16 protein-coding genes and 1 riboswitch are annotated in these 16,289 nt (G+C 40.9%); of the genes, 4 read left to right on the top strand and 12 right to left on the bottom strand.

Going from position 1 to position 16,289, the window contains the following annotated elements; translation table 11 throughout:
* Nucleotides 1-14: 14 nt before the first annotated feature.
* The 4 genes from menB to HBHAL_RS13995 form a co-directional block, all read right to left on the bottom strand.
* Nucleotides 15-833, bottom strand: coding sequence for a 1,4-dihydroxy-2-naphthoyl-CoA synthase (gene menB, locus HBHAL_RS13980; protein WP_014644093.1), 819 nt, complete (start codon nucleotides 831-833; stop codon nucleotides 15-17).
* Nucleotides 834-899: 66 nt separating this feature from the next.
* Nucleotides 900-1,694 (bottom strand): 2-succinyl-6-hydroxy-2,4-cyclohexadiene-1-carboxylate synthase, encoded by a 795-nt coding sequence (menH, locus tag HBHAL_RS13985; RefSeq protein WP_014644094.1) that lies wholly within the window; start codon nucleotides 1,692-1,694, stop codon nucleotides 900-902.
* Nucleotides 1,688-3,430, bottom strand: coding sequence for a 2-succinyl-5-enolpyruvyl-6-hydroxy-3-cyclohexene-1-carboxylic-acid synthase (gene menD / locus HBHAL_RS13990; RefSeq protein WP_014644095.1), 1,743 nt, complete (start codon nucleotides 3,428-3,430; stop codon nucleotides 1,688-1,690). The genes menH and menD overlap by 7 nt, the downstream gene beginning before the upstream one ends.
* A complete protein-coding gene (locus tag HBHAL_RS13995; protein ID WP_014644096.1) occupies nucleotides 3,430-4,821 on the bottom strand; it encodes an isochorismate synthase in 1,392 nt (463 codons plus the stop codon). The genes menD and HBHAL_RS13995 overlap by 1 nt, the downstream gene beginning before the upstream one ends.
* A gap of 234 nt (nucleotides 4,822-5,055) precedes the next feature.
* Here HBHAL_RS13995 and HBHAL_RS14000 point away from each other — a divergent pair, with 234 nt between their 5' ends.
* The 3 genes from HBHAL_RS14000 to HBHAL_RS14010 all read left to right on the top strand — a co-directional run bounded on the left by HBHAL_RS14000 (nucleotide 5,056) and on the right by HBHAL_RS14010 (nucleotide 6,870).
* Nucleotides 5,056-6,000 carry a 1,4-dihydroxy-2-naphthoate polyprenyltransferase gene (locus HBHAL_RS14000; RefSeq protein ID WP_014644098.1) on the top strand — a complete coding sequence of 315 codons (945 nt, stop codon included), beginning with the start codon at nucleotides 5,056-5,058 and terminating at the stop codon, nucleotides 5,998-6,000.
* Between the two features lie 88 nt (nucleotides 6,001-6,088).
* Nucleotides 6,089-6,484: a hotdog fold thioesterase gene (locus HBHAL_RS14005; RefSeq protein WP_014644099.1), complete on the top strand. Its 396-nt coding sequence runs from the start codon at nucleotides 6,089-6,091 to the stop codon at nucleotides 6,482-6,484.
* Between the two features lie 17 nt (nucleotides 6,485-6,501).
* The gene (locus HBHAL_RS14010) at nucleotides 6,502-6,870 is read left to right on the top strand and encodes a TraR/DksA C4-type zinc finger protein (protein WP_014644100.1); all 369 of its coding nucleotides are present in this window, start codon (nucleotides 6,502-6,504) and stop codon (nucleotides 6,868-6,870) included.
* Nucleotides 6,871-6,919: 49 nt separating this feature from the next.
* Here the strand turns inward: HBHAL_RS14010 and HBHAL_RS14015 are convergent, their stop codons facing one another.
* The 4 genes from HBHAL_RS14015 to HBHAL_RS22075 all read right to left on the bottom strand — a co-directional run bounded on the left by HBHAL_RS14015 (nucleotide 6,920) and on the right by HBHAL_RS22075 (nucleotide 9,377).
* A complete protein-coding gene (locus HBHAL_RS14015; RefSeq protein ID WP_014644101.1) occupies nucleotides 6,920-7,519 on the bottom strand; it encodes an ECF transporter S component in 600 nt (199 codons plus the stop codon).
* A 166-nt stretch (nucleotides 7,520-7,685) separates the two neighbouring features.
* A riboswitch (FMN riboswitch) is annotated at nucleotides 7,686-7,834 on the bottom strand.
* 186 nt (nucleotides 7,835-8,020) lie between these two features.
* The gene (locus HBHAL_RS21865) at nucleotides 8,021-8,158 is read right to left on the bottom strand and encodes a YolD-like family protein (protein ID WP_223254209.1); all 138 of its coding nucleotides are present in this window, start codon (nucleotides 8,156-8,158) and stop codon (nucleotides 8,021-8,023) included.
* Between the two features lie 359 nt (nucleotides 8,159-8,517).
* Nucleotides 8,518-9,126 (bottom strand): collagen-like protein, encoded by a 609-nt coding sequence (locus HBHAL_RS21995; protein WP_396252319.1) that lies wholly within the window; start codon nucleotides 9,124-9,126, stop codon nucleotides 8,518-8,520.
* A gap of 155 nt (nucleotides 9,127-9,281) precedes the next feature.
* Nucleotides 9,282-9,377, bottom strand: coding sequence for an IS3 family transposase (locus HBHAL_RS22075; protein ID WP_087946132.1), 96 nt, complete (start codon nucleotides 9,375-9,377; stop codon nucleotides 9,282-9,284).
* A gap of 503 nt (nucleotides 9,378-9,880) precedes the next feature.
* On the opposite strand from HBHAL_RS22075, the gene HBHAL_RS14030 reads away from it, so the two are divergent.
* Nucleotides 9,881-10,072: a Spo0E family sporulation regulatory protein-aspartic acid phosphatase gene (locus HBHAL_RS14030; RefSeq protein ID WP_014644104.1), complete on the top strand. Its 192-nt coding sequence runs from the start codon at nucleotides 9,881-9,883 to the stop codon at nucleotides 10,070-10,072.
* Nucleotides 10,073-10,307: 235 nt separating this feature from the next.
* Here HBHAL_RS14030 and HBHAL_RS20420 read toward each other — a convergent pair whose 3' ends face one another.
* From HBHAL_RS20420 to ablB, 4 genes are all read right to left on the bottom strand, one after another.
* Complete coding sequence (locus tag HBHAL_RS20420; RefSeq protein WP_014644105.1) at nucleotides 10,308-11,081, bottom strand: N-acetylmuramoyl-L-alanine amidase; 774 nt, start codon at nucleotides 11,079-11,081, stop codon at nucleotides 10,308-10,310.
* Between the two features lie 733 nt (nucleotides 11,082-11,814).
* Nucleotides 11,815-13,785 carry a hypothetical protein gene (locus HBHAL_RS14040; RefSeq protein WP_014644106.1) on the bottom strand — a complete coding sequence of 657 codons (1,971 nt, stop codon included), beginning with the start codon at nucleotides 13,783-13,785 and terminating at the stop codon, nucleotides 11,815-11,817.
* A gap of 15 nt (nucleotides 13,786-13,800) precedes the next feature.
* Entirely contained in the window at nucleotides 13,801-15,144 is a 1,344-nt protein-coding gene (locus HBHAL_RS14045) for an ATP-grasp domain-containing protein (protein WP_014644107.1), read from the bottom strand.
* Between the two features lie 156 nt (nucleotides 15,145-15,300).
* Nucleotides 15,301-16,143 (bottom strand): putative beta-lysine N-acetyltransferase, encoded by an 843-nt coding sequence (gene ablB, locus HBHAL_RS20425; RefSeq protein WP_014644108.1) that lies wholly within the window; start codon nucleotides 16,141-16,143, stop codon nucleotides 15,301-15,303.
* Nucleotides 16,144-16,289 lie beyond the last annotated feature (146 nt).

A 16,289-nucleotide genomic window follows, 5' to 3' on the forward strand; every position in this document is an offset into this window, starting at 1 on the left:
CATCTATTCACGGATCAAGGGAAACGAGGAAACTTATCAAATTCAGGTTTCCTTTTCTCCTTAAAGGCATCCCGGCCTTCTTTTGCTTCTTCCGTCTGATAGTACAACAATGTAGCGTCTCCACCCATTTGCTGTAAACCAGCTAGTCCATCTGTATCTGCGTTGAAAGAAGCTTTCAAGAAACGAAGAGCAGTTGGGGATTTTTCGAGCATCTCTTTACCCCATTGAACCGTTTCCGCTTCCAGATCTTCTACAGGTACTACTGTATTAACGAGTCCCATATCTTCCGCTTCTTTGGCACTGTATTGACGGCATAGATACCATATTTCACGAGCTTTCTTATGACCTACAATACGAGCCAGCAGACCCGCACCGTAGCCAGCATCAAAGCTCCCTACTTTAGGACCTGTCTGACCAAACACAGCATTTTCTGCAGCAATGGTTAAGTCACATACAATATGTAATACGTGCCCGCCGCCAATTGCATATCCAGATACCATAGCCACTACAGGTTTTGGAATAACGCGGATTAAACGCTGCAAGTCCAGTACATTTAAGCGCGGAATATGGTCATCGCCAATGTAACCGCCGTGACCTCTTACTTTCTGATCGCCTCCAGCGCAAAAAGCCTCATCTCCAGCTCCAGCCAGGACAATCACACCAATTTTGGAATCATCGCGTGCATAAGCAAAAGCATCGATTAATTCGTGTACCGTCTGCGGCCTGAAAGCATTTCTTACCTCTGGACGATTTATCGTTATTTTGGCAATCCCTTCAAATGTATCGTACAGAATATCTTCGTATTCGCGTTCGCGAACCCAATCAAAAGCCATATTGACTTCCTCCTTCAACATTTAATATGAAACTGAAAAGCACATAACGCTTACATACATGGTTAATTATATCATGAACTTCTCTACAATTTTAGCAAAAACTCGTGGTTTTTCGAGATGAATCGTATGACCGGCCCCTGCCACCTCTACCCAGCGAACGTTAAATAACCGCTGCTCCATGTGCTGATTAATCGAACGAAATTTTTCATCTTCTCCCCCTGTGACAAGCAGCACATTTGCCCTTACCTCCTCAAGCTTCTCCCACCAGGAGGGCTGAGAGCCTGTACCCATTCCTTCCAGGGATTCTGCCAAACCTTCAACGGAGTGACTTGTACGTTCTTCTCTTAAGGTCTTTCTACGTTGTTCAGGAAGCCTATTAAGAGTTTCAAATAGAGGAAGAGATTCCCAGTATTTCACAAAACTTTTTATACCTTCCCGATATAATAAACCGGCCAATCGCTGATCTTTTGCCCGTCGTTCTCTTCTTTCTAATTCTGAAGGCAGTCCCGGAGAAGCACTTTCCAGAATTAAACGATTAACTCTTTTAGGATAAAGTAAAGTAAAAGATAATGCCGTTCTTCCTCCAAGCGAATAGCCCAGGATATTTATTTCCTCAACGCCAAGTTTATCTAAAATCATGGCCAGATCTAAACAGAACTTCTCCATGGATACGGTTCCGATCGGACCCGTTCTCGCATGACCGGGAAGCTCTATTTTTATAAGGCGGCATTCGTTATTCATATGATGTAAAAAATCATCAAACGTATGTGTACTTCCTGTAAAACCGTGCAGCAACAACCAGACAGGCCCACTACCGGTATCCTCTATCCAGTAGTTACGTTCTTCAGCCTTGATCAACATTCATCTTCGCTCCAAGTAGTAATGGATTCCTCAATGCTCTGCCATTTAGCTTTATGAAAGGCCACGTGATCTTCACGATTCGTAATTACTTCCACCACGAAAAGACCTTCGGATCCATAGCTTTCAGCTAAAGCGTTTTTATATTCGCCCCAATTTTCCGCCTTCCTGTGAACGCCTCCGTACATCTCCACTATTTTAGAAAAATCCAAATCCAGCGGTGTACCGAACAACTCTTCAAAATGGTCAGGATGATTCACTTGTGGGAGGTAAGAGAAAATGCCGCCCCCATTATTGTTAATCACTACAATAGTCAGGGGGAGCCCTTTATGCTTAGCGATTAACATACCATTGAAGTCATGATAAAAAGACAAGTCGCCCAATAACAAGGTTGTCCTGCGCCCTGAAACAGACGAGCCCAGGGCAGCAGATAGAACCCCGTCAATCCCATTAGCACCACGATTAGCAAGTACTTTAACTGATTTAGGAGTAGACATAAAGAAACTATCCACGTCCCTTATCGGCATGCTGTTTCCAACAAATAGATTGGAGTTATCAGGAAGAGCTTCTGACAAATATACAACGGCATGTCCTTCATTCATCTGGTCTTCGGGCTCGCTCAACATTTGATTTTTAGCTGTACTGTTTAACTTATGCCATAGTTCCAGCCAATCCGTTTCATAGCTTCCTTCTTTAAAGAAGCTGGATAATCTACTACAAAGAATCGCCGGATCACTCCAAATAAATTGAGCGGTGATCCCTGCAGGTTCGCGATAACTTTTGTATGTATCCACTATGAAATGGTCCGCGTGAGTTTTAATTTTTTTTACCCATTTTAAATAAGCTTTCGACACAGGCATTGCACCAAAGCGAAGAATATAATCTGGTTCGATTAACCCTTGAATGCGTTCAGACTTTAATAAGGCATCATAATTCTCTATGATGTTACTCTTATCATGTGCCCCTGCTCTTAATTGAGATAACGGATCTGCCAGTATTGGAACTCCAAGTCTAGCAGCGAGCGTTGTTACATAGGGAGCAAGTTCTTCGTCTGCCTGCGGACCGACCACGATCACGCCCCGTTCATAACGATTCAGTCTTTGAAACAGTTCTTCAAGCACTTCTTCCTGAAGGCCCGGTTTTCCTGAAAAAGCACGAGGAATAGGCTTGACTCCTTCCCTCCAAAGTCCATTCAAACTAAAATCAGGTATCAGCGGTTCGCGGAATGGAAGGTTCAAATGAACGGGTCCAGGATGATTACCTACAGCTTCTTCTACTGCTCTTGCGGCCTGGCGTCTGGCATACATATGCAGCCCTTCCCCGGGCACGGCTAAGTCCTGATACCACCTGACGTAGCTTCCAAACATATCTGTCTGATCGATAGCCTGAGGGGCCCCTGTATCCCTGAGTTCATGGGGACGATCTGCTGTTAAAACCAATAGTGGAACCCGGCTGTAATAAGCTTCTACAATCGCAGGGTAGTAATTAGCCGCAGCTGTCCCTGAGGTACAGACTAAAGCTACTGGTTTATGTTGTTCTTTAGCAATGCCTAACGCAAAAAAAGCCGCAGAGCGTTCATCGAGATGAACCCAATGGTTCATCTCGGAATGCTCTGCAAGGGTCATAGCTAAAGGAGTTGACCTTGATCCTGGTGAAATAACCACATGCTCTATCCCCGAAAAGACTAGCTGGTCAACAAAGTGTGTCACATATTTGGTTAAGGACTCCACGTGTTCCATTAACATCCTCCTAAAACCGAGAGCATCGGTTTTAATTTGACATCTGTTTCTTCATACTCTGCATCTGGATCTGAATCCTCAACCACACCGCATCCTGCGAATAAGGAAGCTCTATCGGATTTTATCAATGCCGAACGGATAGCAACGGCAAATTCCCCATTATTGTGCATATCGAACCACCCGACCGGGCCTGCATACCACCCTCTGTTTAGCTTTTCATTGGTCCGTATATAGTCGACTGATTTTTTCTGTGGCATGCCGCCAAGAGCCGGAGTTGGATGAAGCTTTTCAATGACATCGAGCAGAGTGTATCCTTTCTCCAATACTGCCGTTACCGGAGTAAAAAGATGCTGAAGATTCTTCAAAGGATATAATACAGGAGCTTTCGGGATCTGAACATTATAACAGCAGGCTTCTACTGCCTGGCGAATCATTTCTACAACAAATTGATGCTCCTGCCGATTTTTTGGATCATATAACAGTTCCTCTCCCAGCTGCACATCCTCTTCTTTCGTTTTCCCGCGGCGAATGGTTCCTGCTAAGCAAGTAGAAACAAGATGCTGCTTATCAAGTTTTGCCAGGCGCTCTGGTGTAGCTCCTACAAAGTATTCTCCTTCGCTTTCAAAAGCAAAAATATAACTATTAGGCTGGGTTGCCGCTAAAGCTTCAATAACAGCTGCAAGCTGGACAGGATCATTGAATGAAATGCGCAACTCTCTGGCGAGAACCACCTTGTCTAATAAACCTTTCTTAATATCTTCTGTTGCCTGTTCAATCGATTTCTTCCACCCGGATGGGTCAATCTCTTCTGAGTTTGTTCTTACCGGCAGCTCAAACGTCTTATGACCAGCTCTCAGTAAAGTTTCACGATGGTTGGATAATTGAGTAATTATCTGCTGCTTGTGATCTTCCGGAAATATAAGAACATTCGTTGTTAAATAGGATTCAGGACCCTTATTGGTCAATAGAAAAGCTGGAATGGTCATCTGACTGTCAGGGAAAGCTTCCCATGGAACCTGATCATTTTGTTTGGAATCAAAACTAAACCCCCCGAGCGCAACGATCCCCGTCCCCTTTTCATTAAATTCATCATATGTTAATGCACTTTGATGGATATTGTCCCACATGACCTGTATTTCCTTAAATCGATTTTCGTTTTCCGCATACATTTTATAGGCCGATCCGACAGCCACCATTGTAAAATCCTCTTCAGCGCTTCGCCAGAACAAGCAATGATTGTTTATGGAAGTTCCAGCATCCAGAAATTGAAATGGATCTGATGGCTCTATTTGATCCACCACACTAATCAATTGTGGTTCATTTCTTTCTTGTGCCTGATTTATGGCTTTTTCAATTATTTCATTTATTTGAGGTGCTTGTGTATGAAGCATCAAAATTCCTCCCATTCCTCAGGGAACGTCATTATGCATTTATAACGATTCAAAAACCGTTTATTTAGATTCAGTAAAGGTTCATCTACATCTATTTTATTCTCTTTTTTCCCTTGACTCAAGAATTGTCCACCCAATCTTACAGTTTAATACATGTATTGACACTCAAGAAGTGTTTCTCTAAACTTAATTTGTTATCATATGAGTAGTTAAAGTACAAGGGAGAGGACATCTATGAGCTCTGTTCCAAATCAAAACATGAAAGCTTCCTTGAATGAACGAGAAGGTTTCCAGGTATGGTGGAGGCTGTTAAGACCTCATACCCTGACGGCTGCCTTTGTTCCTGTATTTGTCGGAACGATGCTTGCTGCAATGGAGCAGCCGATCAAGTTGGGGTTATTTGCCGCAATGTTATTAGCTTCTATCCTCATTCAAGCTGCAACAAACATGTTTAATGAATATTACGACTATGTAAGAGGACTGGACAATGAGAATTCCGTTGGTATTGGCGGTACAATTGTAAGAGACGGTATCAGCCCAAGAGTTGTACGTTCCCTTGCTATTGGCTTTTTTGTCATGGCTGGATTGCTAGGGGTATATATTTGTATCGCATCAAGCTGGTGGATCGCTGTTATTGGGCTGGTTTCCATGCTTTTTGGATACCTATATACGGGCGGCCCTTATCCAATTGCCTATACACCATTCGGCGAATTGACAGCTGGTTTTTTTATGGGAACGATTATTGTAGGGATTAGTTATTATATCCAGCGATTGACGATTTCATGGGAAGTAATTCTTGTCTCCATCCCCGTCGCTATATTTGTTGGGGCCATACTGCTTGCTAACAATATTCGCGACAGAGTGGGCGATGCTGATAACGGCAGAAGGACATTGGCTATCCTATTTGGTCATAAAGGATCAATCCGCTTTCTAACTGTCCTTTTTCTAATCGCCTATGGACTGACGATTGCGTTAATTATCTTTAGCATTTTACCCTATTGGTCATTTATCACCCTATTCAGTGTAGCGAAAGGTTATCAGGCAATTCAAGGGTTTAAAGGAAAATCTCAGCCTCTTGAAATGATGCCGGCAATGGTAGCCACGGCAAAAACCAATACAATGTACGGAATCCTTTTAGGGATCTCTTTGCTACTGGAGATTTCGATCCCTCTTGGATAACTGAGAAAGGATGGCATTAAGCCATCCTTTTTTCTATAGGTTTGACTCCAGAGGCAACGGGAAATATGAGGTAAAGGATGGATATCTAATGGAAAAATTAATAAAAAACACTCTAATGGAAACCTTAGGTATGGAAATTGAATGTGCGCAAGCTCATTATGTTCAGATCCGCATGCCTGTAGATCACCGTACGCATCAGCCCATGGGCTTTCTTCACGGCGGTGCAAGCGTAGCTTTAGCTGAAAGTGCTGCCAGTATAGGCGCCTACTTAAACGTGAATGAAAATGAGCAGCAGATCTTTGGTATCGAAATTAATGCTAATCACATTAAGAGTATTCGCAAGGGGCACGTCATCGGTAAAGCAACGCCCATTCATATTGGGCGCAATACAATGGTCTGGGAAGTTAAGATCCTGAATGAAGAACAAGAAACGATTTCGATATCCAGGTGTACCATTGGAGTAGTACCTGTAAAAAATAATTAAAAAGGGGTCGGTTTCACATGTTAACAGAGAAACAAAAAGAATCGTTTAAACAACAGCTTTTAGAAATGAAAAAAGAAGCAGAAGAAGAGCTCGAGGAATATAAAGATGATCGATTGAAAAACGACTATGAAAATGATGACACTGGAGAGATTTCAAGCGTAGCTGATCACCCGGGGAACTTGGGAACTGATCAGTTCGAACGAGAAAAAGAACAGACTTTTTACGAAAAATCCCGAGAGAAATTAATGGAAGTCAACGATGCTTTGCAACGAATAGAAGAAGACCGTTATGGATTGAGTGAGAAATCAGGCGAGCCTATACCCGTAGAACGTTTAGAAGCTATGCCGACAGCCCGCTATCGAGTGGATGAAATGGAAGATGAATAATATTGAATAATAAAAAGCTGTCCAGCTTAACTGGACAGCTTTTTACTATTCACGCGGCTTTGGAAGATCGAACGCTCTTCTGCTCAATCCACGGCTTTAACTTAATGAATAAAGGAACAAACAAAGCCCCGATAATTATTCCTTTAATAGCATTAAATGGAAGAATCCCCGCTAAAATTGTAATCCATTTAACATTAGCACTCATTGTTTCCCATCCCATAAACCAACTGTATGCAGGTAGAATGAGAAAGTAGTTTAGTACACTCATTCCCGCCGCCATGATAATAGAACTGGCCACCATGCCGGATACTAATGATTTTGTGGATTTGAACTTGTGATAGATCATGGCTGCCGGGACCACAAACAGGACACCTGCCGCAAAATTAGCTACTACCCCTACTGGATCAGCAGCTCCTGTATAGATGAGGTAAAGTGTATTCTTTAACCCTTCTACGATGACTCCGGCTAATGGAGTAAAAAGAATAGCAGCAATCAGTGCAGGGATCTCACTGAAGTCAACTTTTAAATATTGAGGAAGTATAGGCAGTGGAAAATTCAGCAGCATTAAAACCATAGAAATACTTCCCATTAGAGCTAATATAATTAATTTAAGCAAATTTGACGATTGACCTGTATAAGGGTTCATCATCGATCTCCTCCTTCATCTTTTTCATCGATTCACATCCCAGATGAAGGTGAACGCACTCCTATTTCCATAATAAAAACCCTAAAGCATACATAAAGGGGCTTTAGGGTGGATTAATTGTCCATAGGAAACAGTGGGTAGAATTAGATACACTTCTACCTGCTTCGTTCGACATCTTCTCCCATCCAGACTGTAACTGTCGGTCCCGGATTTGCACCAGGTCCACCGTTTAGCATGATGCCAAACGGGTCACGGACTAAAAGCGTAGATACGCTCATCACCGTCGGTCGGGAATTGCACCCTGCCCCGAAGATGGAATCGATATGTTATTGTATGTTTATTCTATACAAAACCCTATGAAATCGCAACTCCTAAGTTTCAAATCGGATCTCTTTTGGTTTGATTAGGATTAATTTTGATCGTTGTTGACGAGTTTCGTCAACAATTCGTCAACAATTCGTCAACAACATAAGCCATAATCAAATCCGTTACGATGTTTGATCTCTACTGGTAAGTCGTCGCTCTTAGTCGTTGTAGAGCAAACTCGATTTCTTCCAGCTTCTGTTCATCAAGATCGGCTTTCTCCACTTGCTCATCTTCCCTCCTGAGATTCTGGATTTCCTCCACATGCTCCGGCAACATTAATAATGTCCGCTTTATAGCACCCCTGATCTCCAGGACCATTACTCACCAGTAGAGTTCGTGTAATAAAAAATGCTCATGCTCCACCGACACTAGGGCTTCCTGAAGCATTTCACTGCACAAAAATAACCGTAACAACATCCTCATTGCAGAAGTCAACATGACATTTCATTAAGTATTCCGATACTCCACTCTAACGCTTAGTTCTATATATTCCAAACAGTACCATATCCTCAACATAATTTCTCAAAAAAAAACGCCATTACAATTTTGTAATAGCATCTCAAATGTTAACGAGATTTAATTAAATCATTAGTACAGAGCTGCTCTTCAACACTAGAGATTTTTTAAGTTACTGACTATTGATATCTAGTTATCACAAGATGCGCGGAAACTGGACGCGTTCCTCCTGCCAATGGTGTGATTGTTAATGCAGTTGCGTTTCCTGCTGGATTCCGCACCGTTAACGTTGAATTAATTACAGTTGTTTCCACGAGCGCCATTCCAATAATTTGAGACGTTCCCGTCGCTCGCCCCACTACTGTGTACGCTAAGTCTGCTCCATTTAGAGTCAGTATAAGCTGGCCGGGCTCCGTTACACTTACCTGAAACAGCACCTGATAGATCCCAATGTCTGCTAAATTAAATTCAGAATCATTATCGCGGGTTATTCCTGTACCAGGACTACTAGGACCATCCTGAGGAAAGCTTACATCAGTACCTACAGCTACCGTATCAGCATTATCCGGCGGCATAAGAGCAAAGAAATCAGCGAAATCCAACACCCCACCTGCAGGACCTTGAGGGCCCGTAGCCCCTGTTTCACCCTGCGGTCCCGTTGGTCCTTCAAGACCTTCTGGACCTGCTGGACCCGCTGGACCTTCTGGACCCGGAGGACAGTCACATTTAGTTGATTTCCGATGATAAATAGGACAAAAACCACAGTATTTTTTTACCTTCAAATTCATCACCTCCACTACATATAACCCAGCATATGCAATAGTAATAAATCTGACTGGACTTTTCACGATTGACTACAATCTAAATAAAGCGCAATAATATAGGAACCTTAGGTGCTTTTTTCGATAAGCCACTGAGAGATGATAACCCATTGGGCATGAATTTAGATATTATTGTACCAATGGACATCGTCAAATAAAGCTTTAATCAAATCTTCTAGAGTTTCAAATGTTTCTCCACAAATAAACTCTGTCTTAATCCCCTTATACGTAGCTTATGCTCCAGCGGTATCATTAGGGCAGCCCTTTTTTATGCCCAATGTTCTGCAGCATTCTGTAAAACATTCCTTCCATAACTCCTCTTTATCCAGTATCTCATTTTCGGAATATTGCGGGTAAACTAATACAAGTGAGGCTTCCCTCTCAGAATGTGGCAGTACATACGCCATACCTTTAGGTGCAAAATTGTTATTAAAGAAAGTATAAGCCTCAGTTTGATTAAAATCTCCTTCAATTACGAGTTGGGAGATATGTTTGAAATCTCTCAAGAGGCTTATGAAGAGTTGAGAAAGGAATTAAGGATGAAAGATTATGATCTAAGGCATTAAATGATTTGAAAAACCTACAAATCAACTAAGCATATTTCCATTTTGGACCATTGAAACTGAGGATGAAATGTCCATTTTCAAAAATATTCTACATAGTATAAATTATCTAAACCTATATAGGAGACTAGTTCTTTGTAGATTTTGAGAGGTGGATAATGTCCGATAAGAAGCGATTAGAAGAGCAAATCGAAGAAACGAGAGAAAAGATGTATTGCGCTTATATGAATAATGTAGATTTTCTAGATGTTTTAATTATTTCTCAACAACTGGATTGCTTACTAAACAAATTGGAAAAGCTGCGCAAAGAAAAACCCTCACTCTGGGAAAGTGAGGGAAACCAACATTAAGCCCCCAATCTTAGAGCGAGGTACAGGCCGTGACGGTTTAATAAGTATTAGAAAACCAAACCTTTTTTCCTTTTTATACCAACCAATTAAAAACAAAAATTCTACATAAAAAAAGAACTTTTTTCACCAACATTTTTGTTACTGTTATTTCTATTTTTAATAAACCACGCCCTATCTTTAATTGAAGATAAGGCGTAGATAGCTTAAATATTTTAAAAACCATTTTTAATTTTAGTTACTTTAGCAAGTCATATAATCTCATTAACACAAGTGCAAAGTCTCCACGCTTCAAGCTATCATTAGGACCAAAATTACCATTAGGATAACCTTCAAGCAAACCGAGATCCTTAGCTCTTTTAATGGCTGTTGCCGAGTATAGATCATTAGGTACATCGTTAAATCCTGTACCCCCAGGAACGGGTGCTGGAACGTAAGCTACGTTAAAATATTCACAGATCCCCTTCGCGTGTTCAACGGCTACTTCCATTTGAAAAGCCCTATCGATCATGAGCAGAGCTTCTCTTTTATTATCCATGAAGCCGTTCTCGGTTAAAATGGCGATCATATTGGTTTCTCTTAGCACATGGAAATTTTCTTCTTTTACTCCACGAAAATTTTGAACAGTGCCTTCTCGAAGATATTTAGCAACCGCATTAGCCAACTTCCCAGATTCATTATTTAAGTCTCCATTATATACAAAGATCTCTATACCACTAGCATCTTCTCCACTAAATGTTCCATCAAAAGCATTGTAATGCACAGAGATATAAGCATCGGCATTTCTACTATTGGCTAAGTCTGTTCTCTGTTGTAGAGATGTATCTACGTCTGTAGGCGCCACTAGTAGTGTATCAAAGCCGCATCGTTCGAGTTCTATTTTCAAAAAATTGACGACCGCACGGTTAAATTCGTTCTCATGAATTGACATCCCGATTTCTGGTATGAAAGGTGTTCGTTTTCCAGGAGTATCTATTCCATGTCCATCATCTAGCGCTATCAATCTAGGCACTATTACCACTCCTTATAAGTTTGGTTATTTTATAACCTCTTATATTAAATGCGCAAAGATTTAAATGGAGTGGACGTATAAACTATATCTTTCACATATTTAAAAAGATATTATGTACTTTGGTCACTAGCGTTGCATTAGTATAGTCTAAAATTAGTAATCTCACATTTAACTGTTTAAATAAAAAAATACTACATTCACCTGAACAGGCTATTCTACCCATTTGGTATTTTTATACAGTTAGACTAGTTAGACTAGTGACAACAGCCATTACTTCTGTATCATGGGACACCCTTAAGGGCTTCAAAAAAGGCTTTAATTAGCCTGTGACTTTTCTAGCCTCACTTTCAAAAGTGAGTCCAGGTACTAACGGTTTAATTTGTATTGGAAAACCAAACCTGCAGTCCATAATAATCCAATTATTAAATAACTATCACTCACGGGGTTTCAGGAGGATTAGCTGTATGGACCGTGAACGCAAACGACTTCCAAGGCAATACATTTTTTTATACAAAGAGTGTAAAAATGGCTACTCTAAAGTTATCAATCACATTTAGCATAATAAGGATGATAAGAACTTTCTAATGAGTTTCTGAACTATTTGTAATAAATGATTTGACCATTTACCAAGACAACTCACCTTTTGTTTACTATTCCTCTCCCCACCCTTCCGCCATCTCCTTTTGAAAAATCCCGGTTCCTGTTAATTCAGAAACCGGGATTTTTTATTTTTCTATAATTGTACCCAAGTATGCTGCTCGCCCCAGCTCTCTTTTGCTAACTTCTCAACTTGTTGGACAATTTCGTCTTCCACAGCATAAGCGTCTCCCTGCTCATATTGGTTATAATGAAATGCATATAGCCTGGACACAAACTGATGGAATGGAAGTGAAGATTCGCCCGGAATCTCATTACATCCTTCTACGCTGGGCTCTATCCCCTGTCCCCAGTCCTGAGAACTGTCATTATTGGGGTTATAGAAATAAATACGTATTTCTCCATTCGGGTCTTTTGCAATTCTTTGGATAGAAACGGCGTGGAGCCCTAATAACTTCCCGAATGCATTGGTTATAAATATTCCTACTGGATTTGGATAGATCAGTTCATAGCCTTCATTGTAATCCGGATGGTGCGTGCCGTAAAATAATCGGACAAACCCTGGATAATCAGCTACGGAACCAGTCATCGGATCAATCACACCGCAAAAACCTTTTTGAACCCAGTTTCCATAAAAAGCCGGATTGACCCATTTATGAACATCATCCCCCCGAAATTTTGAGCGGCGAACCAGCTCTGAATAAATACGATCTAAATGCGGCACAAGAATGAGCGAAACAGGGTCTAATTCATCGTGGAGATCGTCAACTAACCCTTCCCGTAAATCCTTCGAGTGAATCGTTTGTCCTTCAAAGGTAAGATCAACATCCCCGTCCCTTGCCGCTCTTGCAATTAAGTCAAGTAAGTGTCCTGGGGCATGAAGTGACCAGAGACTAATTCCTCTCGCTGTCTGACAAGTAGGGTTCATTCCCTGCCCTATACCAAGCGGCTGCCCAAGAACGCTTATTACACCAGCTATCAGAATACTGTTAGCCGTAATTCCTTCATTTCCATTAATGGAATTTAACAGTACTTTTCTGGTTTCTGAATGTAGATCCAATTCGAAGATTCTGCGCATTCCAGGAATGACAGGCGATGAGGACAAAACGCCTCGATCAAGCATTTTTGCCAGACCATACAGCGACTGTCTTAATGGCATATGAATTCCCGCCTTAATTAATTGCTGCACAAAAGACATGTGCTCTTCTAAATTTGCCTTTCCCTTGTTCGTTAAATCCAGCGCCTCAGCAAGTAACTGAGGGTGCTGTTTATTAATATAACGGACGAGTACCACATGATTAGATGCAACAAGACCCGTTTCACGCATCGTTTTAGCAAAGGATTGAGCTTCTGCCCTTAAAGCATCCTCTTTTAAGTTCTTGATTTTATTCCTGTATTTCTTGGTATCACAGTTTCTGCTTTTTTTCGTCCTGCCTCTGATAGCATCCACATATGTTTGGATAGCCTTTCTATCTGACTCCTCAATCTCTTTCCCCATTAATTTTTCCGCATGATCAACCATTTTAACAATTCTATTTACCATGATGGGACGCTGAGCAATAAGACCGCTGATTTCTTTCACCAGTTCGCCAGAAATAGAAGCTAAAGATAGCTTTTCTTCTAAAAATTGAAATAAGCGCTCCATCCGGTCTTTTTCTTTTCCTTTCCCCTCAATCCGAGCAGCTTCCGTTTCTTCTGGAAAGAGTATATCTATATTTAAAGCCATAACTTCGTGCAGAAAAGATTGAGCCTGCTCCTCTGAAACTCCTTCTCGCTTATATACACCTTTAGCTATAGCCACCATTCTTAATTCACTAAGCATTTCAGAAATGGTCGTTAAACCGCCTGCCTGAAGAGAACCTTTTACAAGAAAAGGCTGAAGCTTAGACGGATCCTCCCAGGGACTGTCTTGAAAAATACCAGCTTGTTCATAGCGTTCCGCAAGTTGGTATAAAGCTGATAAACCTTCCTCATCATCCATCAGTTTAGCTGCTGCCTGTAATACATTACTTTGATACATGGACTTTGCAAATGAATAAGTAGACTCCATGGTCTCTAGTTCTTGTTTAAAAGCCTCAATTTTAGATGTATCCATTTTTACTGCCATCGCATGTGCTTCCTCCTAAATATAAAAATCGTAGTCCACATAATCGGTTAATAATTGGGAAATCTCTTCGCTGTCATTCCCGTGCAGAAAAACCGTCCCCCAATGATTTCCATAGCCTTCGTTTGTGTCCTGGAACTTCGTAATCGTGGGCTTATACAGCGTATGTTTATCAAAACTGGAATGACTTTCCATATCGGGTGGTATTTGCACACGACTTACGGTTTTCTTGCGGGGATAGACTAAGAAACTTCCCGCATGTCCATCAGCCTCAGGTTCTTTTGGCACGTATTTTTCAAGTTCTTCCTGAGAAGTATGAGGGTCACAGCAAAGAAGGTGAGCTCCAAATGGATTGAATTTGTATACTTTTTGAATTAGTTCGAATATATGACCGCCTGGAATCCGGTAGGCAACTTCTCCAAAGTAAACCTCTTCCTGATCCGTAATAAAAAATTCAGGATGAATCATGCCGTATTGAATATCAAACGCCTGAACAAGTTTTTCCACCTCTTCTATTATCAGAGGGCGATAATGCTCTAAAGCAGCAGATGGTGGAACCATACTGGAGTACCCGAGAAGTACATATTCTGTTATATTCAGAAACTTGATTTCACCCTTATGAATGAACACCTCACATGAAACTTCCATTCCATGCAGATGACTCTCTACCAGCCCTGGAAAGCTTTCGTCCGTTAGCTTGCTTTCGATATCCTCTTCTGAAAATATCATGCGATGGCCAGCCGCTCCCGCCTTATTTAACGCTTTGAAATGGATCGGATCAGGCTCCTGACTATGGTTTTTCAACAGTGATTGATTAACCCTTCTGAAAAAACGTTTAACCTCTTCCTTATTTTCTACCTCTTCAAATACGCCCACTTTTAACCCACCTATATGAGCCCTGCGCTTCATCATCGCTTTATCTCTAAAGAGAATAGAGTGATCGAATACATTCGGGTCATTTCGAAGGCGCGCATTCAATGCGCCAGACCATTCTACCGTTTCCTCGAAGATCGGGATCGTATGACCGACGTCCAACTCCACTAATTGGGTGAAAAGATCCCCTGATCGTTCATAAACCTCCTGATAATGGCTCGGTTTTCCAAAATCCCATGCAAAAAATGGAATGTTATGCTGATCCGCATAAGGTTTGAAATCTTCATGGCTGACCACTATATATGATTTTCCCATTTGCTGCATAGCTTCAATTGACGGCACACTCCAGCCAATTAATGCTACTTTACTGCCGCGCTCTGGTCGTTCATGATTAATTCTAAGCGGTCCTATCTGCCTTCCGTTCAACCGCTTACGATCATTTTGATTGGTAAATTTAAATGAATTTGTTTCTTGATTAAGCCTTGGCATATGATTTTCACCTATCCTTGAAATAATTAAGCAACATTTTGTTAGAATCTCCACCAGAGGCCTAATTATCCTTAAATACAAGTGAATTTTTTATGTTAATTTAAAATTATTTTATGTATAAAAAAACAGAACAGCTAGAAGCTGTCCTGTTCCGTTTTATAGAATTTTATACCAGATGTTCATATCTTCCAGTCCTGTTCCGATCCAGCTATTCTGAATCATGCACCCTCCATAAGTAAATCCTTGCTGAGCAGCCACAATATTCATTCCCATTGAAGTTGCCCTCGTATAGGAAAACATTGTATGGATTCCTAATTCTTTCGCTTTATCTTCAAGAAAAGGGTACTGATGAGATAAAAGACCTTTGCCTCTATGTTCCGGCAGTGTTGCACAGTCTGTAAATTCTGCTGCTTTATATTCTGGAAATACATCAGCAGAACAGGCACTAACTAACTTTTCACCTTTAAAAATGAGCGCAAAATGCACATGATCTTTCATCATGTCAACGATATAATCTGGATTATGGATAGGAGTAGGATACTTAGCAAAAGCAGTTTGATAGAGTTCTGCCATTTCTTCAGCATTCTCTTCTCTACCCCACTTCATGGTATAACCGTCCATCAGCTTTTTGGTTTTCGCGGTGGAAGTATGATTCAATTGTTTAACATAGTCAATGACGTTTCCCTCTTTTTTCTTTTCTCTGGCAGGATTTAAATATTTAGCATAAACTCTTGTATCATCTCCACGGAAAAAACCTTTAATTTCTCCTTCAATTTTACAGGAATGTGCTTGTAAATCTGCTTCTTCTTTACTCCCAGTTTTCACATAAAAAATAAGCTTATCACAGTCTTTTTTATAGGCTGCTTGCGTAAGTTCCTTGATAAATCCACTTACGTCATCAGGCAGATCGTACACCTTAACTCTTCGGCTTACAGGTTCTACGTCAAAGTAACTTTTTTCCATTAAGGTGCCGGCAGAAAGAAAATCTCCAGATATCATCAGGTACACTCCTATTTATTGTCTATTATGGAGAGATGGGCTACTCCTTATCGATATAACAGCTGAACACCTCAGTGTCCTTATTAGTAACCATCTTCAATAAACATTCTACCTTAACTACCTGTCAATATAAGTCTAATTTTCTT

Source organism: Halobacillus halophilus DSM 2266 (assembly GCF_000284515.1).
Classification (GTDB): domain Bacteria; phylum Bacillota; class Bacilli; order Bacillales; family Halobacillaceae; genus Halobacillus; species Halobacillus halophilus.